The organism is Azospirillum isscasi (assembly GCF_030849505.1).
Taxonomy (GTDB): Bacteria; Pseudomonadota; Alphaproteobacteria; order Azospirillales; family Azospirillaceae; genus Azospirillum; species Azospirillum isscasi.
The window spans coordinates 1-21,830 of sequence record NZ_JAUJFI010000007.1 but is presented as its reverse complement, the minus strand read 5'-3'; the positions used below and the strand labels follow the sequence as shown (position 1 = coordinate 21,830).

General features: G+C 68.8%; 19 protein-coding genes and 1 pseudogene. 9 read left to right on the top strand and 11 right to left on the bottom strand.

Features of this window, described 5'->3' with window-relative positions:
* Positions 1-38: 38 nt before the first annotated feature.
* From QSG27_RS03185 to proV, 3 genes are read right to left on the bottom strand one after another with little or no spacing between them, the layout of a single operon-like run.
* Positions 39-935, bottom strand: coding sequence for a glycine betaine ABC transporter substrate-binding protein (locus tag QSG27_RS03185; protein ID WP_306703701.1), 897 nt, complete (start codon positions 933-935; stop codon positions 39-41).
* Between the two features lie 40 nt (positions 936-975).
* Positions 976-1,914, bottom strand: a complete 939-nt coding sequence (locus QSG27_RS03180; protein WP_306703700.1) for an ABC transporter permease — start codon at positions 1,912-1,914, stop codon at positions 976-978.
* Between the two features lie 2 nt (positions 1,915-1,916).
* Complete coding sequence (gene proV, locus QSG27_RS03175; protein ID WP_306703699.1) at positions 1,917-3,113, bottom strand: glycine betaine/L-proline ABC transporter ATP-binding protein ProV; 1,197 nt, start codon at positions 3,111-3,113, stop codon at positions 1,917-1,919.
* 617 nt (positions 3,114-3,730) lie between these two features.
* Here proV and QSG27_RS03170 point away from each other — a divergent pair.
* Positions 3,731-5,770, top strand: coding sequence for a M3 family metallopeptidase (locus QSG27_RS03170; RefSeq protein ID WP_306703698.1), 2,040 nt, complete (start codon positions 3,731-3,733; stop codon positions 5,768-5,770).
* Positions 5,771-5,859: 89 nt separating this feature from the next.
* On the top strand, positions 5,860-6,435 hold the full coding sequence (locus QSG27_RS03165; protein WP_306703697.1) for a HutD/Ves family protein: 576 nt from the start codon (positions 5,860-5,862) through the stop codon (positions 6,433-6,435).
* An 18-nt stretch (positions 6,436-6,453) separates the two neighbouring features.
* Here the strand turns inward: QSG27_RS03165 and QSG27_RS03160 are convergent, their stop codons facing one another.
* The 7 genes from QSG27_RS03160 to QSG27_RS03130 form a co-directional block, all read right to left on the bottom strand.
* Complete coding sequence (locus QSG27_RS03160) at positions 6,454-7,068, bottom strand: MliC family protein (protein WP_306703696.1); 615 nt, start codon at positions 7,066-7,068, stop codon at positions 6,454-6,456.
* Positions 7,069-7,139: 71 nt separating this feature from the next.
* On the bottom strand, positions 7,140-8,390 hold the full coding sequence (locus QSG27_RS03155; RefSeq protein ID WP_306703695.1) for an MFS transporter: 1,251 nt from the start codon (positions 8,388-8,390) through the stop codon (positions 7,140-7,142).
* A 226-nt stretch (positions 8,391-8,616) separates the two neighbouring features.
* Entirely contained in the window at positions 8,617-10,428 is a 1,812-nt protein-coding gene (locus tag QSG27_RS03150) for a carbon starvation CstA family protein (protein WP_306703694.1), read from the bottom strand.
* A 294-nt stretch (positions 10,429-10,722) separates the two neighbouring features.
* Positions 10,723-11,442, bottom strand: coding sequence for a two-component system response regulator BtsR (btsR, locus tag QSG27_RS03145; RefSeq protein ID WP_306703693.1), 720 nt, complete (start codon positions 11,440-11,442; stop codon positions 10,723-10,725).
* Positions 11,439-13,160 carry a sensor histidine kinase gene (locus tag QSG27_RS03140; RefSeq protein WP_306703692.1) on the bottom strand — a complete coding sequence of 574 codons (1,722 nt, stop codon included), beginning with the start codon at positions 13,158-13,160 and terminating at the stop codon, positions 11,439-11,441. The genes btsR and QSG27_RS03140 overlap by 4 nt, the downstream gene beginning before the upstream one ends.
* A 146-nt stretch (positions 13,161-13,306) precedes the next feature.
* On the bottom strand, positions 13,307-13,717 hold the full coding sequence (locus QSG27_RS03135; RefSeq protein ID WP_306703691.1) for a hypothetical protein: 411 nt from the start codon (positions 13,715-13,717) through the stop codon (positions 13,307-13,309).
* 127 nt (positions 13,718-13,844) lie between these two features.
* Positions 13,845-14,363, bottom strand: coding sequence for a septal ring lytic transglycosylase RlpA family protein (locus tag QSG27_RS03130; protein ID WP_306703690.1), 519 nt, complete (start codon positions 14,361-14,363; stop codon positions 13,845-13,847).
* A gap of 654 nt (positions 14,364-15,017) precedes the next feature.
* Between QSG27_RS03130 and QSG27_RS03125 the strand changes: the two genes are divergently transcribed.
* The 6 genes from QSG27_RS03125 to QSG27_RS03100 all read left to right on the top strand — a co-directional run bounded on the left by QSG27_RS03125 (position 15,018) and on the right by QSG27_RS03100 (position 20,446).
* Positions 15,018-16,697 (top strand): reprolysin-like metallopeptidase, encoded by a 1,680-nt coding sequence (locus QSG27_RS03125; protein ID WP_306703689.1) that lies wholly within the window; start codon positions 15,018-15,020, stop codon positions 16,695-16,697.
* Between the two features lie 124 nt (positions 16,698-16,821).
* Entirely contained in the window at positions 16,822-17,178 is a 357-nt protein-coding gene (locus QSG27_RS03120) for a Lin0512 family protein (RefSeq protein ID WP_306703688.1), read from the top strand.
* 46 nt (positions 17,179-17,224) lie between these two features.
* Positions 17,225-18,046, top strand: a complete 822-nt coding sequence (locus tag QSG27_RS03115) for a hypothetical protein (protein WP_306703687.1) — start codon at positions 17,225-17,227, stop codon at positions 18,044-18,046.
* A gap of 165 nt (positions 18,047-18,211) precedes the next feature.
* Entirely contained in the window at positions 18,212-19,165 is a 954-nt protein-coding gene (gene exbB / locus QSG27_RS03110) for a tonB-system energizer ExbB (protein WP_306703686.1), read from the top strand.
* A gap of 4 nt (positions 19,166-19,169) precedes the next feature.
* Positions 19,170-19,592, top strand: a complete 423-nt coding sequence (gene exbD / locus QSG27_RS03105) for a TonB system transport protein ExbD (protein ID WP_306703685.1) — start codon at positions 19,170-19,172, stop codon at positions 19,590-19,592.
* Positions 19,589-20,446, top strand: a complete 858-nt coding sequence (locus tag QSG27_RS03100) for an energy transducer TonB (protein ID WP_306703684.1) — start codon at positions 19,589-19,591, stop codon at positions 20,444-20,446. Before exbD ends, QSG27_RS03100 begins: the two co-directional genes overlap by 4 nt.
* A gap of 21 nt (positions 20,447-20,467) precedes the next feature.
* Here the strand turns inward: QSG27_RS03100 and QSG27_RS03095 are convergent, their stop codons facing one another.
* A complete protein-coding gene (locus QSG27_RS03095) occupies positions 20,468-20,953 on the bottom strand; it encodes a hypothetical protein (protein ID WP_306703683.1) in 486 nt (161 codons plus the stop codon).
* Between the two features lie 268 nt (positions 20,954-21,221).
* On the opposite strand from QSG27_RS03095, the pseudogene QSG27_RS03090 reads away from it, so the two are divergent.
* Positions 21,222-21,830 (top strand): annotated as a pseudogene (locus QSG27_RS03090) (hypothetical protein); the annotation flags it as partial.

Here is a 21,830-nt window from a genome sequence, read left to right as displayed (position 1 = left end):
CCGATGCGCGGCGCTCCGGCGCCGCGCATCGCCTTCCGTCACGAGGCCGGCATCGCGCCGGTCACCCAATAGTCCACCCGCTGCCTGTTGTTGGTGATGTAGCTGTCGATCGCCTTCTCATAGGAAGTGACGTCGGCCTCCAGCATGATCTTCTCCAGATCCTCCAGCGGCAGATACATGCGGGTCAGGAACTCGGCGACCTCCGGGTGGTCCTGGTAGAAATTCTTGCGGGCCATGACGTGGACGCGCTCCAGCCCGCCCAGCGAGCCCTTCGGGTCCTCCAGGTAGCGCAGCTTCCACTTGGCGAACTTCCAGTGCGGGCTCCAGGCGGTGACGGCGATCCAGTCCTCGCGCCGCTCGGCGCGGCCGAGCGCGGCGGTCATCGCGGCGCCGCTGGCGGACACCAGCTCGTAATCCGTCAGGCCATAGCCCTTCAGCGCCTTCTCCGACACCTGCATCAGGCCCGAACCGGGGTCGATGCCCTGAATCTTGCCTTTCAGCTTCTCCCGGACCTCGGGCTTCGCCAGATCGGCGATGGTCTTCACCTGATCTTCCGGCACATAGTCCGGCACGGCCCAGCCCAGGCGGGCGCGGGTGTAGAGCATGCCCAGCGGCACGATGTCCTTGCCCACCTTGCCCAGGTAGGAGGCGTGGGTGGTCGGCAGCCAGGACATCATCATGAAATCCAGGTCGCCCTTGGCAAGCCCCTGATACTGAAGGCCGATGTCGGCAAGCACCAGCTCCACCGGCTGGTTCAGCCGTTCCTGGATGAGGCGTTGGGCGAGCTTGGTCACCGCCTCGGCGTCGGACCAGGCGGTCCAGCCGATGCGGACCGGCTTCCGGTCCTCGGCGGCGGCCCCGGCGGAGGACAGGGCGGTGCCGCCGATCACGGCGGCGACACCGAGGGCCATCATCTTCAGAAACGTGCGTCTCATGCAAAAATCCTTTGTCCTGTATGGCTTTGGGGATGGCGGTTCATCCCGCTTCCGTGACTCCGTGCGTGGGAGACAGGTGCGCGCCGTCCTTCGGCTGGGCCGCAAGGCGGCGGCTCAGCAGGGCGCGCAGGACGGACCGGGGGCTGCGGCCCGCCGTGTCCGTGGTTCCGAAGCTCTGGGTGATGCGGTCGAGCAGGATCGCCAGGATCACCACGGCCAGCCCGCCTTCGACGCCGAGGCCGATGTCCAGCCGCTGGATGCCGCGCAGCACCTCGTTGCCGACGCCGCCCGCCCCGATCATCGAGGCGATCACGACCATCGACAGCGACAGCATGATGGTCTGGTTGATGCCCGCCATGATCGACGGCAGCGCCGTCGGCATCTGCACCTTGAACAGAAGCTGGCGCGGCGTGCAGCCGAAGGCGAGGCCGGCCTCCACCAGCTCGTGCGGGACCTGCCGGATGCCCAGGCTGGTCAGGCGGACGACCGGCGGCATGGCGAAGATGATCGTGGCGATGATCCCCGGCACCCGGCCCAGCCCGAACAGCATGGCCGCCGGGATCAGGTAGACGAAGGCCGGCATGGTCTGCATCAGGTCGAGCGCCGGGCGGACCACCGTCTCCACCCGGTCGTTGCGCGCCGCGACGATGCCCAGCGGAACGCCGACCACCAGGGCGATGGCGGTCGCCGTCAGCACCAGCGCCAGCGTGTCCACCGTCTGGTGCCACATGCCCAGCCCGGCGACGACCAGAAGCGCGGCCGCGGCGAACAGCGCGAAGCGCCAGCCGTTCCGCCACAGCCCGATCAGCACCACGATGGCGGCCAGCGCCACCCCGGGCAGCGCGGTCAGGGCGGTCTGAACGCCGTCCGCGACCGCCCCGACCGCGAGGTCGATGCCGTCGAACAGCCATTGCGCATGGTCCAGAAGGAACAGCACGGCGGTGTCGGCCCAATCGCCGATGGGAAGCTTGAATTCCATGGTCAGCGCGTCCGTCCGAGGGTTTCCAGGTAGGCGGTCTTGGAGATCGCCCCGACATAGGCGCCCTGCCCGTCCACCACCGGCAGCGGGCACGGGGCCGAGGCGATGCGCGGCAGCACCTCGTCCATCGGCAGGTCGGCGGGCACCGGCTCGATGCCCGGCAGCAGCGCCTCGTCCAGCGTGGCGGAGCCGTTGTGCCGCTCGATGGCGGTGACCAGCGTCTCCACCGACACGACGCCGTGGAAGCGGCGGCGCCCGTCCTGGACATAGCCGAACTCGCGGTCGCGCTCGCGCAGCTGGCGGACGGCGGCGCGCGGGCCTTCGCCGGTGTGACGGATCAGCGTCACCTGATCGCGCCGCGCGATGTCGCCCGCGGTCAGGATCTTGGTGACGTCGATGTTGCGGAAGAAGGAGCGCACGTAGTCGTTGGCCGGCTGCTTCAGGATCTCGTCGGGGCGCCCGACCTGGATGATCCGCCCGCCCTCCATGATGGCCAGCCGGTCGCCGATGCGGATCGCCTCGTCCAGATCGTGGCTGATGAAGACGATGGTGCGCTGCCGCTCGGCCTGGAGGCGCAGCAGTTCGTCCTGCATCTCCGTCCGGATCAGCGGGTCGAGCGCCGAGAAGGCTTCGTCCATCAGAAGCACGGACGGCTCGTTGGCGAGCGCGCGGGCGAGGCCGACGCGCTGCTGCATGCCGCCCGACAGCTCCCGCGGGAAGCTCTCCGCGTAGGCGCCGAGACCGACCGCGTCCAACGCCTGCTGCGCCTTGTCGCGCCGGGCCTTCAGGCTTTCCCCGGCGATCTCCAGCCCGAAGGCCGCGTTCTCCCACACCCGCAGGTGCGGCAGCAGGGCGAAGGACTGGAACACCATGCCCAGGTCGCGCCGCCGCAGCTCGGTCAGGTCGGCGCGCGACAGTTTGGTGATGTCCCGCCCGTCGATGAGAATCTCGCCCGCGGTCGGATCGATCAGCCGGTTGAGCATCCGGACGAGGGTCGATTTGCCGGAGCCCGACAGGCCCATGATGACGAAGATCTCGCCGGCCTCGACCTCGAAGCTGGCGTCCTGGACACCGACGGTCTGGCCGGTCCGTTTGAAGATCTCGTCCTTGGAGTGTCCTGCCTTCAGCAGGTCGAGCGCCTGACGGGGGTGGCGCCCGAAAATCCGGGTGACGCCGTTCACGGCGATTTTCGCGGTCATCCGCTGGTGCCTCCGCTCTTGGCAAAATGCGTGTGGTTCCAGCCCCCGAAAGGGACCGGTCCGTTTTGCAGCCTTCGTTGGAAGCAGGGGCGTGCCGGGGTGGTGGGGCACGCAAGGCAAGGACTTTCGTCCGCACGCCAACAAAACTGACAGCCGCCGCGCGACTGCCTCCCGCCAACCACAGGAGATGTAAAATCACATGAGAAACCGCAAAATCTGCGAAGACTCATGAAATTGAAGGCCATCGAAGCAAACAAAAAACACTATCTATACATCCATGCCGACTTCACCTCTGAAGTATTCTGCTGTTGTAGGGATTTGCACAAGGCGAATTGCGCTATTGAAGCACGCTCAAGAGAGCGATTGCTGTCCGTCACTGGATGGAGGCTAACAAACTTTAGGAGAGATTTGAAGCCTTTTTGTGTCTCGGTTGGATATGGCACCGGATCAATGTCGTTCAAGCGTCGGTTTACAGGCATAATATCCTATATTACTCTGCCTTTTCCTGCTGTTTCAGCGCGTTCGGAGTACCCTGCGGCCACCGGCATGTTGTGGCGGAGGACCGGTTGCGGCACCATGTCCGCCTGTCTCCCGTCACCGGTCAGCAAGGGGCCTTGATGAGCAACCCGTTCTTCGAAACCTGGACCACGCCCTTCGGCCTGCCGCCCTTCGACCGCATCCAGGCCGAGCATTTCCCGCCCGCCTTCGACCATGGCATGGCGGAAAGCATCGCGGAGATCGAGGCGATCACCGGCAACCCCGACGCCCCGACCTTCGCCAACACCATCGAGGCGATGGAGCGCGGCGGGCGGTTCCTGAACCGGGTCGGCGGCGTGTTCTGGAACCTGAACTCCAGCAACACCACCGACGCGCTGGAGACCATCGCCCGCGACTACGCCCCGAAATTCGCCCAGCATTCCATGCGCATCGCGCTGGACCCGGCGCTGTTCGCCCGCGTCGCCGATCTCTATGAGCGGCGCGCGGCGCTGGACCTCGCCCCCGACCAGTTGCGCCTGCTGGAGCGCCAGCACCTGGGCTTCGTGCGCAGCGGCGCGCTGCTGCCGCCCGACGCCAAGGCGCGGATGACCGCGATCACGGAACGGCTGGCGACCCTGCACACGCTGTTCGGCCAGAACGTGCTGCACGACGAGAAGGACTGGCAGCTCGTCCTGGAGGAGAGCGACCTCGCCGGGCTGCCGGACTTCGCGCGCACCGCCGCCGCCCAGGCCGCGAAGGAGCGCGGGCAGGAGGGCAAATACGTCATCACGCTGGCCCGTTCCTCGGTGGAGCCGTTCCTGACCTTCTCGGCCCGCCGCGACCTGCGCCGGGTGGCCTACGACGCCTGGATCCGCCGCGGCGAGCATGAGGGCGAGCACGACAACCGCCCGCTGATCCGGGAAATCGTCGCGCTCCGCACCGAGCAGGCGAAGCTGCTGGGCTACGCCACCTACGCCGATTTCAAGCTGGACGACAGCATGGCGAAGGACACCTCCGCCGTCGAACGGCTTCTGCTCCAGGTCTGGGGGCCGGCCAAGGAAAAGGCCGCCGCCGAGCGCGCGGAGCTTCAGGACTGCGCCCGGGCGGAAGGCATGAACGAGCCGATCGCCCCCTGGGACTGGCGCTACTATGCGGAGAAGGTGCGGCAGGCCAAGTACGACATCGACGAAGCGGAGGTGAAGCCCTACTTCGTGCTGGAGAACATGGTGCGCGCGGCCTTCGACACCGCCGGGCGCCTGTTCGGGCTGACCTTCACCGAGCGCCCCGACCTGCCGGTCTACCATCCCGATGTCCGCGTCTACGAGGTGACGGAGACGGACGGGCGGCATGTCGGCATCTTCCTGCACGACAATTTCGCCCGGCCGTCCAAGCGCTCCGGCGCCTGGATGAGCAGCTACCGCGACCAGGAGACGTTCGACGGCGCGGTGTCGCCGATCATCGTCAACAACAACAACTTCTCGAAGGGCGAGCCGACCCTCCTCAGCTTCGACGACGCGGAGACGCTGTTCCACGAGTTCGGCCATTTCCTGCATGGCTGCCTCAGCAACGTCCGCTACCCGAGCCAGTCCGGCACCTCGGTCCGCCGCGACTTCGTGGAGCTGCCGTCGCAGATCTACGAACACTGGCTGGCGGTTCCGGAAACGCTGTCCACCTACGCCCGCCATTACAGGACCGGGGAGCCGATCCCGCAGGATCTGCTGCGCCGCCTGCTGGCCGCCCGCAACTTCAACCAGGGATTCGGCACGGTGGAGTACACCGCGGCGGCGCTTCTGGATCTGGAGTTCCACACCCGGGCCGACGCCGCGGACACGGACGTGGCCGCCTTCGAACGGTCGGTGCTGGACAGGATCGGGATGCCGGCGGAGATCGCCGTGCGCCACCGCCCGACCCATTTCCAGCATCTGTTCGCCGGCAGCGGCTACGCCGCGGGCTATTACGCCTATCTCTGGGCAGAGGTGCTCGACGCCGACGGGTTCGAGGCGTTCCTGGAAACCGGCAACCCCTTCGATCCGGATCTTGCGGCGAAGCTGAAGACCATCTATTCGTCGGGCGACACCCGCGACCCGATGGAGCTGTACACCGCCTTCCGCGGACGCGAACCGCGCATCGAGGCCCTGCTGAAGCACCGGGGCCTGACCCAATCGCTCGGGGATGCCTGACGCACGGCCCATCGGCGCCGCAGACACATTCACGAGGATAAGGGACGGGGAAAGGGCCGGACGCCCTCCCCCGCCCCGCAAGGATTACCATGCCTGTTTCCCTTCTCGACCCCGCCCGCTACCGCCGCATGCCCTGGAAGAACGGCGGCGGGACGACCACCGAAATCGCCCTTCAGGCGTTGCCCGGCGACGCGGGCCGCTTCCTGTGGCGGGTCAGCATCGCCGACGTGGCGAAGCCCGGCCCCTTCTCCGCCTTCACCGGCTATGAGCGGCTGATCGCCGTGGTCGAGGGGGCCGGCATGCGGCTGACCGTGGACGGTGTCCCGGCCACCGTGGCCAACCGCGCCGATCCCTTCCGCTTTTCCGGCGACGCCGTGGTGGATTGCGCGTTGCTGGACGGGCCGATCCGCGATTTCAACCTGATCTTCGACCGCGAGCGGGCCGACGCGCGGCTCGACATCCTGCCGGCGGACAAGGCCGTGGACCTGTCCGCCGGGGGCGTGGCGCTGGTCCACGCGCTCGCCGGAGAGGTGACCTTGCGGACCGGCGACAGCGTGGCGCGGGTGTCCCAGGGCTGGACCGCCCGGCTGGACGACACCGCCGCGACGCTGGAAACCGGGCCGGGCGCCTGCGCCGTCCTCGCCCGCATCGCGGCCCGCGGGTAGCGGAGACCCGACGAGGGGTTACGGCGCCTTGCGGCAGGTCATCTCCGGAGCGCCGTAGCCCCAGGTCACCCGAGCTTCGCCCTGATGCTCCCAGAAGCTCTCGTTGCGGCCCTGGTAACGGGCACCGGACGCCGCCGGCTGCCCATACATCAACGACGCCTCGTCACCGCGCTCGGCGATCAGCGTGGGCGGCTCGGTCTCGAAGAAGGTGGCGACCAGCTCGTTGCCGGGAGCGCCGCCGCAAGCGAAGCGGACGGGGCCGGTCGAGGGCACCAGACGGTACCGCGCCTGCAGTTCGGCGATGCGCAGCACATACTGCTCCTCCACGCAGGCACGGCGGTCGCCGGCCTTCCAGCAGTCGTTCCGGCCCTTGATCCAGCCGCGCTGCTCCGCCTTCAGCACCGGAGGATGCTCGTTCGCCGCCTTGCCCGCCGCCTCGCCGTAGACCCGGGCCAGCTTGCGGTCGAGGGCCGACAGGCCGGCGTCGGCGCAGACGGCCTGCTCGATGCTGCCCTTCCCGACCCCGGCGCAGGAGAAGGACGGACCCGCGGCCTCGGCGCCGAAGGCGGAGCCTCCCCAAGCCGAAACCGCCGCCGCCAGGGCGATCCGCAGGGCGATAGGATGCGCGTGCATGGGGTCTCTCCCGTCCGTTCCTCCGGCGGCACCAGCATGCCGCGTTCCGCCCCGCCAGGAAAAGGTGGTTTCTAATCCCCCGCCGGCTCCGGCCTGGGCGGCCCCAGCGGGTCGAGCGGGGTGACGGTCGGTGTCGTCTGGGGCAGCGGACGGAAGCTGGCCTGCGCCTCGGCGGGCGGCGGCGGGCGCATGCGCGTGCGCCACAGCCCGTAGAGCGTCGCCGAACCGGCCCCCGCGGCGATGAAGCCGAACAGGGACTCCGGCCCCGCCACGCCCATGGCGGCCGACGCCAGCGGCGGCCCGATGATCGCCCCCACCGAATTGGCGAGGATCAGGCCACCGCTGACCGACACCACGTTCGCCGGCCCGGCGTGGTCGTTGGTGTGGGCGGCGCAGACCGGGTAGAGCGTGAAGGCAAGCCCGCCGAACAGCGGCGCCACCAGCAGCAGCGTGTCCTGCCGCCCGCTGCCCTCGGCCAGGATCATGCCCACGCTGACGAGCGCCAGCGCCGCCGACAGGCCGATGATGACGGCGCGCCGGTCGAACCGGTCCGACAGCCGGCCCAGCGGCCATTGCAGCGCCACCCCGCCCAGGATCAGGATCGTCATGAACAGCGCCGTCCCCGACACCCCGAAGCCGGAGGCCGCGCCGAACACCGGGGCCAGGCCGTAGATGGAGCCGGTCACCGCCCCGCTGATGAAGACGCCCACGACGCCCAGCGGCGACGCCTCGTACAGCCGCCGCAGGCCATAGGACTCCACGTTCGGCAACGTCGGCGGCGTGGTCCGGGTCAGCGCCACCGGCACCAGGGCAAGCGTCAGCAGGATGGCGATGAGCATGAAGATGCGCACGCCCGCCTCGTCGTCCAGTTGCAGCAACTGCTGCCCCACCGCCGACGCGGCGTAGAGCGTGACCATGTAGAGCGACAGGATCTGGCCGCGCGTCTCGTTGCTGGCGGTGCCGTTCAGCCAGCTTTCGATGCAGATGTAGAGGCCGGCCATGCAGAAGCCCTCGGCCAGCCGCAGCGCCGCCCACGGCGGCACGGCGACGAACAGGGCGTGCGACAGCGCCGCCGCCGACAGGACGGAGGCGAAGGCGGCGAAGGCGCGGATGTGCCCCACCCGCGTGATGACCCGGTGGGCGAACAGCGAGCCGCCGGTCAGCCCCGCGTAGAAGGCGGCGGTGATCAGGCCCACCCCCATCGCACCGGACTCCGTGCCGGCCAGCCGCAGGCCGATGAGCGTGCTGAGCGCCCCGTTGCCCAGCATCAGCAAAGCCACCCCGAGCAGGAGCGAGAGGACCGACCGTGCAACCTGCGGCATCTGTCCGACCACCTGTTCCATCCACGAAAACCGGCGCCGCAGCCCGGTGGCCACGGCGCCGGCCCTTGGATGGCACCCGCCGGATGGCGAATCAACCCTTGTAATTCACGGATTCGGAGGCGTCCCAGCCATTCCACGGAAACGCAGAAGAGGTACCGCTGGGGGAGCAGCGATACCTCTTCCGGTTGAGAGGCCGATGGCCTCGGGCGAACCGCCCGGCGCCGGGCTATTCCGCCGGCGTGGCGATCAGCGTCTCAGGCAGGTTGGTCTTGCGGATGCGCAGGAGTTCCTTCCACTTCTTCAGGGCGGCGATCAGGATCACGAAGCCCAGCGTCAGCATGATGATCGAGATGCCCGCGTTGAAGAGGCTGTAGCCCTTGACCGCCGGGTTCAGATAGACGTTGGCGATCATCCAGTAACCGGCGTAGTTCACCGTCACGAACAGGTAGGCCAGCGGGACGAGGCAGGTCAGCATGTAGGACCGCTTCTGCGACAGGCGCAGGATGATCGTGGCGCCGATGATCAGGCCGACCGAGGCCATGAGCTGGTTCGACACCCCGAACAGCGCCCACACCGAGTTGATGTCGCCCGACGTCAGCAGGTAGCCCCAGGCGACGCAGGCCAGCACGCTCGCGGCGATCGAACCGGGCACCCAGTCGAGACGCTTCAGCGGGGCATAGAGGTCGCCGCCCAGGTCCTGGATCAGATAGCGGGCCACGCGGGTGCCGCTGTCCACGGCGGTCAGGATGAACACCGCCTCGAACATCACGACGAACTGGAAGAAGTAGGAGGCGAGGTTGCTGAACCACGGAACGCGGGTGAAGATCTCCGTCATGCCGACCGCCAGGGTCACCGCGCCGCCCGTCCGGCCGTAGAGGTCGAGGCCGATTTCCTGGCTGAGCCGCGGCAGATCGACAACCTGCATGTTCAGGGCCTGGAAGGCGGCGGGGGCGGAGTTGATGGCGAAATAGTCGGCGGGGTGCAGGGAGGTGGCGGCGATCAGCGCCATGACGCCGACCACGCATTCCGCCAGCATGCCGCCGAAGGCCACCGTGCGGATGTCGCTCCACTTGTCGATCAGCTTGGGCGTGGTGCCCGACCCGATGAAGGCGTGGAAGCCGGAGATGGCGCCGCAGGCGATGGTGATCGAGATGAACGGCCACACCGGACCCTTCAGCACCGGGCCGCCGCCATGGATGAACTCGGTCAGGGCCGGAAAGCGGATTTCCGGGTTGATGAAGACGACGCCGACGACCAGCGCGCCGAACACGCCGACCTTCATGAAGCTGGACAGGTAGCCGCGCGGGGTCAGCAGCAGCCAGACCGGCAGCGCCGTGGCGAAGAAGGCGTAGACCGGCAGGATCAGCGCGACCGTCTCGGCGTGCAGCGTCAGCCAGGTGCCCAGGACCGTGCCCTGGATGTAGGGGCCGGCGAAGACCGAGGCGGCGATGGCGGCGATGCCGACCTGCGTGGCGCCCTTGGACGAGCCGGTGACCTTCTCGTAGAGGCCGAGCGCCACGGCGATCGGGATCGTCATGAAGACCGCGAAGGCGCCCCAGGCGTTGCGTTCCAGCGCGTGGACGACGACCATCGACAGGCCGGCCATGGTGATGGTGATGATGAACAGCATCGCCAGACCGGTGCACCAGCCGGCGACCGGGCCGAGTTCGGCCTTCGCAACCTCCGACAGGGACTGGCCCTTGTGCTTCATCGAGGCGAACAGCACCACCGTATCGTGCACGGCGCCGCCGATGACGCAGCCGATCAGCAACCACAGGAAGCTCGGCAGATAGCCGAACTGCGCGGCCAGCACGGGGCCGACCAGCGGGCCGGCGGCGGCAATGGCCGCGAAATGCTGGCCGGCGTTCACCCACTTCTTGGTGGGAACATAGTTTCGCCCGTCGGCCAGAACGTGGGACGGCGTCACCTCGGAATCATCGGCACGGAGCACCTTGCGCACAAAGAACACGCCGTAAAAGCGGTAGCAGAGGGCGAGGATGCAGAGTGTCGCGATCACAAATGTAAGGGCGTGATCCATGACAGCTCTCCTTGGAAGGAACTGCCGTCACGGTAGGCCCGGTTTCACCCTCTGTGTGGCGCTCTCCCCGGAGCGGCGCCATGGCGTGCCGAGCGGTCGCAAAGCGGGGGCGAGCGGCGGGGTGGGTTCTCTCCCTCTCCCGCCCCCCTCTCCCGCCCCGGGAAAGGGTGCCCGCGAAGCGGGCGGGTGAGGGTGGAACCGAGGATCGAGGCACTGATCCTGGCCGGACCCTCACCCTTCCCGCGCGTTGCGCGGGCCCCTTCCCTCTCCCGGGGCGGGAGAGGGTCATTCCATTCACCCGATGCCCAGCCGCTCCTTCAGCGGGCCGAGGAAGCGGCGGCTGACCGGGATGCTCTGGCCGCCCAGCGTCTGGATCTCCGCCAGCCCGTTGTCGATCAGGCGGATTTCCCGGATGCGGTCCGGGTTGACCAGATATTGCCGGTGGCAGCGCACCAGCGGCGTCCGCTCCTGCAAGGTCAGCAGGGTCAGTTCGGTGAAGCGCTCCTCCCCGTCGGCGCCGACGACGAAGACGCCGCTGGCCTTGGAGGCCACGCATTCCACCTCCTCCAGCTTCAGCAGGGAGATGCGGTTGTGCCCGGCGCAGGGGATCTGCCGCAGCGGGGCGGCGTCCTTCAGAACGGCGAGATCCTGCGGCGCCCGCTCGCGGCGCAGCCGTTGCAGCGTCTTCGCCAGCCGCGCCGGGTCCGCCGGCTTCAGCAGATAGTCGAAGGCGTGCTCCTCGAACGCCTGGACGGCGTATTCGTCGTGGGCGGTCAGGAAGACGATGCGGGGCATCCGCTCGGGGTCGAGCATGCTCAGCATCTCCAGCCCGCTGACGCGCGGCATCTGGATGTCCAGGAACACCACGTCGGGCGGCTGGCGGTTGATGGCGCCGATGGCCTCGATGGCGTTGGCGCATTCCCCGGCGACCTGCAGGTCGGGAGCCTCCTCCAGAAGGCGCCGCAACTCCTCGCGGGCCAGCGGCTCGTCATCCACGATCAGCACGGTCATCATGGCGCGGTCTCCGCGGCGACAGGAGTTTCCAGGGGAATGTCCAGGGGAAGGCGCAGGGTGATGCGGGTGAAGACGTCGGCCTCGCAGGCCACGTCCACGCCAAAGCCGTCGCCGTAGCGGTTGCGGACGCGGCGGTCCACGATGGACATGCCCAGCCCGTCGCCGCCCGGACGCTCCTCGTAGAGGCCGGCGTTGTCCTCAACGGACAGCAGCAGGCCGCCGTCCTCCCGCCGGGCCGCGATGCGGACATGGCCGGGGCCGAGAAGCTGCGAGGTGCCGTGCTTGATGGCGTTCTCCACCAAGGGCTGGAGCAGGAAGGCGGGAAGCCGGGCGTGGCGCAACTCGTCCGGCACGTCGATCTCCACCGACAGGCGCCCGGTGAAGCGCGCCAGCTCGATCTGGAGATAGGCGCTGACATGCTCCACCTCGTCGGCCACGGTGGCTTCCTGGCTGGGGCGCTTCAGGTTCTTGCGGAAGAAGACCGACAGGCTCTGCACGAGCTGGCGCGCCCGCTCCGGGTCGTTGCGGATGACCGCGGAGATGGTGTTCAGCGCGTTGAACAGGAAATGCGGGTTCACCTGCGCGTGCAGCAGCTTGATCTCCGACTGGGCGAGCAGCGCCTTCTGCCGTTCGTAGCGCCCGGCGAGGATCTGGCTGGACAGCAGCCGGGCGATGCCCTCCCCCAGCGTGCGGTTGATCGTTGAGAACAGCCTGGTCTTCGGCTCGTACAGCTTCACGGTGCCGATCACCCGGTCGTCCTCGCCGACCAGCGGGATCACCAGCGAGGCACCCAGCCGGCAATGCGGGTGGATCGAGCATCGGTAGGACACCAGATTGCCGTCGGCATAGAGCACCTGGTTGTTGGCGATGGCCTGATAGGTCTGGGGCGAGGTGATCGGCGTGCCCGGCAGGTGATGGTCGTCGCCGACGCCGATGAAGGCCAGCAGCTTGTCCCGGTCGGTGATGGCGACCGCACCGACGCCCGTCTCCTCGTAAATGATGCGGGCGACCCGCATGCTGTTCTCTTCGTTGAAGCCTTGACGCAGCACGCCGTCGGCCCGTGCGGCGATCTTCAGCGCCTTGGCGGAGAAGGCGCTGGACTGCTTGTCGATCAGGGCGCGGCGGTCCATCAGGATGCGCATGAACAGCCCCGCCCCCAGGGTGTTGGCGACGATCATCGGCAGCGCCACCACCTCCACCAGATGGACCGCCGCCGGGAAGGGCTTCGCCACCAGCAGGATGATGAGCATCTGCGCAATCTCCGCCACGAAGGTGACGGCGCCGACGCGCAGCGGGTCGAACAGCGGCTCGATCCGGCCCTGGCGGACGAAGTGCCGGTGGACCAGACCGCCGATCAGCCCCTCCGTCACCGTGGAGACGGCGCAGGCCACCGCCGACATGCCGCCCAGCGAATAGCGGTGCAGCCCGCCCGTGAAGCCGACCGCCAGCCCCACCGACGGCCCGCCCAGGATGCCGCTCAGCACGGCCCCGATGGCGCGGGTGTTGGCGATGGAATCGTCGATCTGCAACCCGAAATAGGTCCCCATGACGCAAAACATGGAGAAGATGACGTAGCAGGCCAGCTTGTGCGGCCAGCGCACGGTGAGGTGCATCACCGGCAGGAACAGCGGCGTCCGGCTCAGCATGTACGCGATGACCAGATACACGCACATCTGCTGGAGCAGCAGGAAGACGAGGCTGAGATGCTCGACGGTCATGGAGGCGGGCGGCGGTGGCGGGCGGCGGGATTGCCGGCCCGCAGGCTACCCCCGCCCGTTCCGCCGCGGTATGATTCCAATCAATGGATGCAGCCGGGGATGCAGCCGGGGATAGGGCTGGGAGCCTCCGCGCCGCGCCGGGGCCGCTATGCGGCCAGCGCGGGAGCCTGCACCGCCGCCGCCGGGAAGGCGCCGCCGTTGGCGGGCGGCAGGCGCAGGCGTCCGGCCAGCCCTTCCAGGGAATCGTGCAGGCGCCGGCAGGGGGTGCCGTCCTCGCCGGGCTCATAGATGCCGACGAAGGGCGCGCCCGGTTGGTTGGGGTCCAGATGCACCTCGACGATGTGGGTGCGCGACGCGCAGCCGCGGACCAGCGGGTCGGCGGGCGTCACCGTCCAGCCGCGGCGCAGGCAGCGTTCGGCCAGCCCTTCGAGATAGAGCGACGCGGACGGAACGCGCTTCAGCGCCTTCAACTCAGCGATCAACTGGCGGACGTTATCCACCTGCTCCAGGAATAGGCCGGCGGCGTGATGCGTGTCGCGGATCACGAGCTTCAGCATGGGTCGAAATCTCCTCTGTGGGCACGGCTCCGCCATCCACAGCGGGTGCATCGGCGGCCTTCGCGGCGCCGTGCCCACCGGGCGGAAGCGTGCGTGTGTCGTGCGTTCGGACGGCGGGCGGGACCCGCTACTCGGCGGCGCCCAGTTCGGCGGCGCCCAGCTCGGAACCGCCCAAATCCGGATCGGGCCGTTCGGCGACCGTGACGGGCCGCTCCGGCGCGGAGTCGCGGTTGGGATAGAGGGAGGCGACCATGCGTTCCAGCCGTTGGCGCAGGGAGCGGCTCGGCTGGTCGGAGGGCCGGGCTTCGACGCGGACATCGACCACGCCGTCCTCGATCATGCCCAGTTCGCGGGCCGCCTTCCGGGACAGGTCGATCACCCGCCCTTTCACGTAGGGACCGCGGTCGTTGATGACAACCTCCACGCTGCGCCCGTTGTCGGCGTTGGTCACCGTCACCCGGCTGCCCAGGGGAAGCCGGCGGGACGCGGCGGTCAGCCGGTTCTGGCTGAAGCGCTCCCCCGACGCCGTGGTCCGGCCATGGAAGAAATCCGCGTAGTAGGACGCCTTCCCCTTGTGAACATAAACCGGTTCGATTTCCGGAACGATCGGCGGCGACATCTCCTCGACGTCGATGTCCTGCGGCACTGGCGGGACGGAGGCAATCCGTGCATTGGTCGAGCATGCGCCAACAGAAACGGCACAGATGGCAAGCGCAACACAGCCATACCGCACTCTTTTTCTCCCCCGTTGTTGTTCTGCGGCAACGGTTGCGGAATCTCTCCATCGTGTCAATCCGCGAATCCCGGTTTATCCTGTGACAGGATTGCGCCTTAATATTCTTTAACGATTTTATTTTGCCTTTATCATGGACGCCGCCAAGAGCGCCGCCGTCTTTATTGATGCCGACTGTCCTCAGGACTCCCCTGAAAATTCTCCCACCCATTCCCGGCACAGAACCCGAAGTCACCGCCGGGCCGCGAAGGCACAGCGGGAATTTCTCGGGCCGGACACAAAGCGCTGAAAATACGTGGCAAAACTTCCCTCTTTCGAGTTTGCGGGCACCGTCCGATCCATTGAAGGCTGCCGCGCCAATCGTCATAAATATTGACCGATGGAAAGACGAGCACTCATCGCTTCCGCCAAGCATCATCGTAATTCCGAACGAATTTAGCGGAACACCGGTCCACCCAGACGGAGTGCGCAGGAATGAGCGGGTTTCGGAGTCCTGATCCCGGCGGGAACGCGGACGGAATAGACGGCGACGATTCAATCTTAAATAGTGATTCGACGGCCCCGTCGATGGAGACGGCGTTCTGGACGACCGGTGGCGCCGGCGATCCGCTGTTCGTCCGCGCCTTCGACAGCGGGCGCCGCTGGGGGACGCCGCCGGACGGCGCACCGGCGGCACCCTACAGCCTCACCTACGGCTGGGTGGTGGACGCCGGCGTCCGCTACGTGCCCGGCTTCCGGCCCCTCAACGACAGCCAGAAGGCGATGGCGCTGCAGGCCATGGGGGAATGGGGCGCGGTCGCCAACCTCGCCTTCGTGGAAACGGCGTCGCCCATGACCGCCAATCTCCAGTTCCACATGAGCCAACTGGACGCCTTCGGCGCCTCCGGCATGGCCTACTACCCCAACCCGGAGGGGTCCTACATCTATCTCGACCCGGAATCCGCCAGTTACCGCACCTACGTGCACGAGATCGGCCATGCGCTGGGCCTGAAGCATCCCGGCGACTACAACGGCACCGGCAGCGGCACGCCCCCCTTCCTTCCCCCGTCCGAGGACAACCGGACCAACACCGTCATGTCCTATTACGGCGTCTGGCCCGGCGGGCTGGGCGTCTACGACGTCGCCGCGATCCAGCGCCTCTACGGCCCCAACCCCGCCGTGCGGGCGGGCGACGACCTGTACCCGCTGACGCCGGGGGCGGCGGGGCGCTACATCTGGGACGGCGGGGGCAACGACACCCTGTCCGCGGCGGATGCGGAGAATCCCCTCACCGTCGACCTGACGGGCGGCTGGGGGTGGTTCTCGGCGCAGGCCGCCTCGATCCTGGCGCCCGATCAGTTCTTCGTCGGCTACGGCACCCGCATCGAGACCGTCATCGGGGGACGGGCGGGCGACCGGCTGACCGGCTCCGCCTTCGCCGACACGCTGGAGGGCGGCGCGGGCGACGATACCCTGGACGGCGGGGCGGGCGACGACCTTCTGGACGGCGGCACCGGCAGCGACACGGCCGTCTACGGCTTCCCCTCCTCCAACGCCTTCGTGACCGGCAACGCCTTCGTGACCGGCAACGCCTTCGTGACCGGCGGGGCGGACATGACCGTCACCGGGGCCGGCGGCACCGACCGGCTGCGCGGCATCGAACGGCTGGTCTTCACGGACCGCATCGTCACCCGGCAGGAGGCCGCCGCCGCCCTGCCCCGCGCGGAGCCGGACCAGCGCGCCCTCGTCAGTGACGGCACCCAAAGTTACGAGGCGCGGATGACGCCCTATGCCGGCCCGGTCCCCGGCCTGCGGAACCAGTTTCTGGGAACCGCGTCCGGGGAGGCGGTGGTCGACAACGCCCAGAGCGATTTCATGAACCTTCTCGGCGGCGACGACGCCGCGCAGGGCGCGGGCGGGGACGACGTGCTGGACGGCGGCACCGGGTCCAACTTCCTGACCGGCGGGGCCGGCACGGACACCTTCTACATCGACGGGCGGGGCGGGGGCGTCACATGGTCCACCGTCACCGACCTGCAACCGGAGGAATGGGCCGTCGCCTGGGGGTGGCAGGACGCCACGTCCCGCCTGAGCTGGGAGGACATGGCCGGAACGGCGGATTTTCAGGGGGCGACCGCGCGGATCGACCTGAACGGCGACGGCGGCACCGATCTCAGCCTCACCTTCAGCGGACGGACGCCCGGCGGGCTGCTCGCCATGCCGGGACAGGCGGGGGCCGACGGCTACCTCGCCTTCCGGATCGGCTGAGCGCTTTCCGCCCGGAAGGGAATTTCACAAGCCGGAAAAGCGGCGGACCGGGGGCTGCGGGGCGGCGATCCTCCCGCATTCTGTGCGGACTCGCCAATCCCCGGACAAGGATGGAACCACGACCATGAAACAGGTGATGTTCGTCGAACTCGGCATGGGCGCCGATCTGCACGGGCAGGACGTGACCAAGGCCGCCGTGCGCGCCGTGCGCAACGCCATCGAGCGCAACTCCATGCCCGGCATGCGCGCGCTGGTGGACGGCGACACCAGCCGGATGCAGGTCCGCGTCCATCTCGCCGTTCCGGCGGACGCCGACCGGCTGGACCTGGAGGCGGTGCGGGCCGTCTTCCCCTACGGGCAGGTGTCCTTCACCGTGGTGTCCGGCGGGATGCTGGCGCCCAGCGGCATCTTCCTGGCCGACAAGGACGACCGCGACGAGACCATCTACGTCGTCAACGCCGCGGTGGAGGTCGGGATCTGAAACCGGCGCGGTTGCCCCCGCTTCGGTTTCATGCCAGCGTCGGGGCATGAAACGCGCGCTCCGAACCGCCCTGATCGCCGTCGGCATCCTGTCCGGCGGCCTCGTCACCCTGGCCGTGGGGGCGGTGGCCGCCCTGCCGGTGATCGCCGACCACATCCCGCTGGAGCTGTCGCGAGTCGTGATGAGCGACGGGCGGCGGCAGGTGGAAATGCAGGGCATGGTGCATGTCGCCAAGCCGGACTTCTACAGCGGCATCGCCCGCCACATCGCCCAGCGGCGGCAGGAAGGCTGGCTGGTCTTCTACGAGGAGGTCCGCCCCGACGACGCCTCCTCCCCCGCCGGGATCGCCGACGTGCTGCGCCGGCTGGGGGCCGACTGGAACCCCGACAGCCGGCAGCATCCCTACGAGATGATGGCCAACCTCCTCGGCGACGGGCTGGTGCTTCAGGACAACCGCGCGCTGATCGGCCCGCCGGGGCCGGATGCCCGCAACGTCGACGTCACCCTGTCGGAGCTGCTGGCCGCCCTGCCGCCCGGCAATCCGGACGACGCGGACGGGGAGACCGTCGATCTCGCGCAGTTGCGCGACGAATACGGCAAGTTGCCGGGCTGGGTGCAGCGGCGGGTCCAGGCCGCCATCCGGATCATGCTGGCGACCACCGCGTCGGGCGCCATGGTGCGTGAGGCCCTGCCCCCCGCGCTGACCACCCTGCGCGAGGAGAAGGTGGTGAAGGCCATCCGTGCCGAGCCGGACCGCAACATCCTGATCCTCTACGGTCAGGTGCACATCGGCCACATCCGCAGCATGCTGAAGGACGGCGGCGCCCAATGGCGGACGGTGTCGTCGAAGGCGATCCGGGCCTTCTGATCCCGCGCTCTGCAATTTCTGTTTGCACGCCACCTCGCCCTCCGAGAATCATCCGACGCGGCGCTCCGTTGTCGCAATGCAGCATCCTAGCACTTTATGGGTGCAAATGAGAGTCGTTCGCACTATACAGGAAGGAAGTCAGCCGCAAAGAAGTTCGAACCGCCAATGTTCACAGCGCTTCACACCCGATCCATCGCTGCAATGGCCGCCGCCGGCACGTTCCTGTCGACCGGACTTGGCTGGGCGCAGGGCATTCCCGCAACCAATGGCGGCGCTCCCGCGGCTGCGGCACCGGTCCCGGCCCCAGCCCCCGTGCCCGCCGACACGCTGGCGGCTTCGGGGGCATCTCCGGGGGTGGCTCCGCTGGCCGCGCCGGACGCGGCGGCGGCCGGGCTGGACCATCTGGCCGCCGCGACGGCCACGCTGCCGCACGACCTGTCCCCCTGGGGCATGTTCATGGCGGCGAGCCCGGTGGTGCAGGCGGTGATGATCGGGCTGGCGCTGGCCTCGGTGGCGACCTGGACCATCTTCCTCGCCAAATCGCTGGAACTGTCGAAGGCCAAGCGCAAGGCGCGGGCGTCCCTGGCGGCGCTGGAGCAGGCCCGCTCCCTGACTCAGGCGGCGGAGAGCATCGGCTTCGAGAAGACCCCGGCCACCGCCTTCCTGCGCGCCGTGATCGCCGAGGCCCACCAGTCCGCCGACGCCCCCTCGCAGGAGGGTCTGAAGGAGCGCGCGGCCTCACGCCTGGAGCGGATCGAGGCGGCGGAAGGGCGGCGCATGATGCGCGGCACCGGCATCCTCGCCAGCATCGGCTCCACGGCCCCCTTCGTCGGCCTGTTCGGCACGGTGTGGGGCATCATGGTCAGCTTCATCGGCATCGCGAAGTCGCAGACGACCAACCTCGCCGTGGTGGCGCCGGGCATCGCCGAAGCGCTGCTGGCGACCGCCATCGGCCTGGTCGCGGCCATCCCGGCGGTGGTGATCTACAACGGCTTCGCCCGCTCCATCGGCGGCTACCGCGCCCAGCTCGGTGACAGCTCGGCGGCGGTGCTGCGGCTGCTGAGCCGCGACATGGACCGCCGCGCCCTGCCGCGCACCGTCTCCAAGGCGGCGGAGTAAGGCGATGGCGGCGCGTCTTGACGACGGTGACGATCTCACCGAGTCGCACGACATCAACGTCACGCCCTTCATCGACGTGATGCTCGTTCTGCTGATCATCTTCATGGTGGCGGCCCCGCTGGCGACGGTGGACGTGCCGGTGGACCTGCCGGCCTCCACCGCCCAGCCGCAGCCGCGGCCCGACAAGCCTCTGTTCCTGACCATCCAGGCCGACCAGAGCCTGTCCGTCGGCGACACGCCGGTGGCGCGGGAGTCGCTGGCGGCGGCGCTGGACGGCGTGACCAACGGCGACAAGGGCGCGCGCGTCTTCCTGCGCGCCGACCGCAGCGTGGATTACGGCGCGCTGACCGAGGTGATGAACGCGCTGCGCGCCGCCGGCTATCTGAAGATCGCTCTGGTCGGGCTGGAAGGCGCGGCGGCGAAATGAGCGTGGCGACCTTCGGCCCCAACGACCTTCCGGACGGCCTTCCGGATGGCGGGGAGCGCACCGCTCCCGCCGTGGCGCGCTGGGGCGGCAGCCTGCTGGTGGTGCTGGGCGCCCACGCGCTCGTCGCGGTCGCCGCGCTGTCCTGGCACGTCGCGATGGAGGAGACCCCGGCCACGCCGCCCGCGGTGATGATCGATCTGGCGCCGCTGCCGGAAACCCCGCCCGCCGAGCCGCCGCCGACGGTGGAATCGATGCTTCCGCAGCCGGAGATGCCGCCCGAGCCGATCATCGAGCCGGAACCGGAGCCCGAACCGCTGCCCGAGATCGTCCCGGAACCGCCGCCGCCCGTGCCGGCGGAGGTCGCCCTGCCGGAGCCGCCGCCCAAGCCGAAGCCGAAACCCAAGGAAGAACCCAAGCCGAAGCCCAAGGCCGAGCCGCCGAAGCCGCGCCCGGAACCGCGGGTGACCCCGAAGCCGGTGACCGAGGCCCCCACCAGCGCCGCTCCGTCCGCCGCCCCGCCCGCGGGCGCGCCGACCCAGGCGGCCCCGGTGGTGCGCAACAGCAACGCGGTGCCGACCTGGCACGGCGCCGTGGTCGGCCATCTGGAGCGCTACAAGCGTTACCCCCGCGTCGCCCAGATGCGGCGCCAGCAGGGCGTTCCACAGGTCCACATCACGCTCGACCGGCAAGGCCGGGTCCTGGCGGTGCGGCTGCACAAGGGGTCCGGCTTCGAGGCCCTGGACGAGGAGACGCTGGCCCTGGTCGAACGCGCGTCCCCTCTGCCCGCCCCGCCTCCGGAGGCCGCGCAGGACCGCATGGAACTGGTGGTGCCGGTGCAGTACTTCCTGCGCTGAGCCGGCCCGCCCCGCCGCCTGTCAAGCGGCGAGCGTCGCGTACTCGATCCGGCCCCCCGGATACATGTAGACGGTCACGAACCAGATCTTTCCGTCGAGATCGGCCGGCGCCTCCGGCACGACGACCTCATTGGCCATGGCGCCGGCCTCCTCGAAGTATTCGGGCGGCGTCGTGCCCTGGATGAGGGCGATGGACAGGTCGGTGCCGTCCTTCACCGGACCGAAGGACTTGACGCAGTAAGCCACCGCCTTGCGGGCATCGCTGTGCTCGTTGACATCGGCGGGGTTCTTCTTGCCGGTGTCCGTGTCGGCGTGGCAGAGCAGGAACTGGTCCACCCCGTCCGGCGTCGTGCCGTAGATGGCGATGGCGAAGCAGGTCGAAAGACCGCCGGTCCACAGGAAATCCTTCGATATCAGAAAGCCGTTCTGCGGAACGTCCTGGGCGTCGTGCCCCGCCGGCAAATCCTCGTCATATTTGAAATCCACCTGGGTGATGGTGATGTTCATGGCCGCGCCCTTTCCGGATGCCGTGCGAAATCGGGGCGGAATCCGCCCTTCCCATCGGACGCGACACAGCAGCTTTTCGTGAATCCCCTCCCCTGCGCCATGCGGTCCGGCCGGTGCGGTCTTCATTTGCAAATGCGAATGATTCGCACTATTAATGGGGTGCGTTCCTCCCACCGCCTCCGCTTGCGGCGCGGGGGCGGAACCGAGACCGAACAGCCGAAGCCAATCGGGGGGCGAGAAGACGATGTGTGAGCGTTGTCGGAAGACCGTGCCGTCCTGCGTACTCGGGCAGGGCAAGCGCCGGAAGCTGTGGACGATCCCCACGGAGTATCACTGCTCGCTCGTGGGCACCTGCCTGTCGTCGGAGGACGTGGCATGGCTGTGCCGGCGGCTGAAGCTGGTCCCCACGGCGGACGCCCGCCCCTACGACATCCACCGCTACTTCGTGGAGAAGGCTGCGGAGGACGGGCCGGAAGCCCGGCTGATGCACAAGCGCCTGGACGAGACCTTCGCCGCGGCGGTGAAGCGATTCGCTCGCGAGACGACGGAAGAGGGCTGGATGGCGCTGTGGACCGCCGCCGTGGCCTCGGGCGACGTGGCCGCCGCCTATTGGGGGGTGCTGAGCCACGGCGCCATGCCCGACGCGGTGCGGGTGCGCGCCTTCGCCGACGTGCACATGCTCTCCCACCTGATGGGCGGCGAGAACCGGCGGCAGTTGCGGGAGAACCGGGACCTCGTCCGGCGCTGCGACGAACTGACGGCCCGGCTGGCGAAGCAGGAGCGCGCCGCCGCCGAACGGATCGCCGAAAAGGACGCCCGCATCCGGGAGCTGGAGGCGCAACTGGCCGCCCAGCGCGCCGCGCCGCCGGTGCCGGAC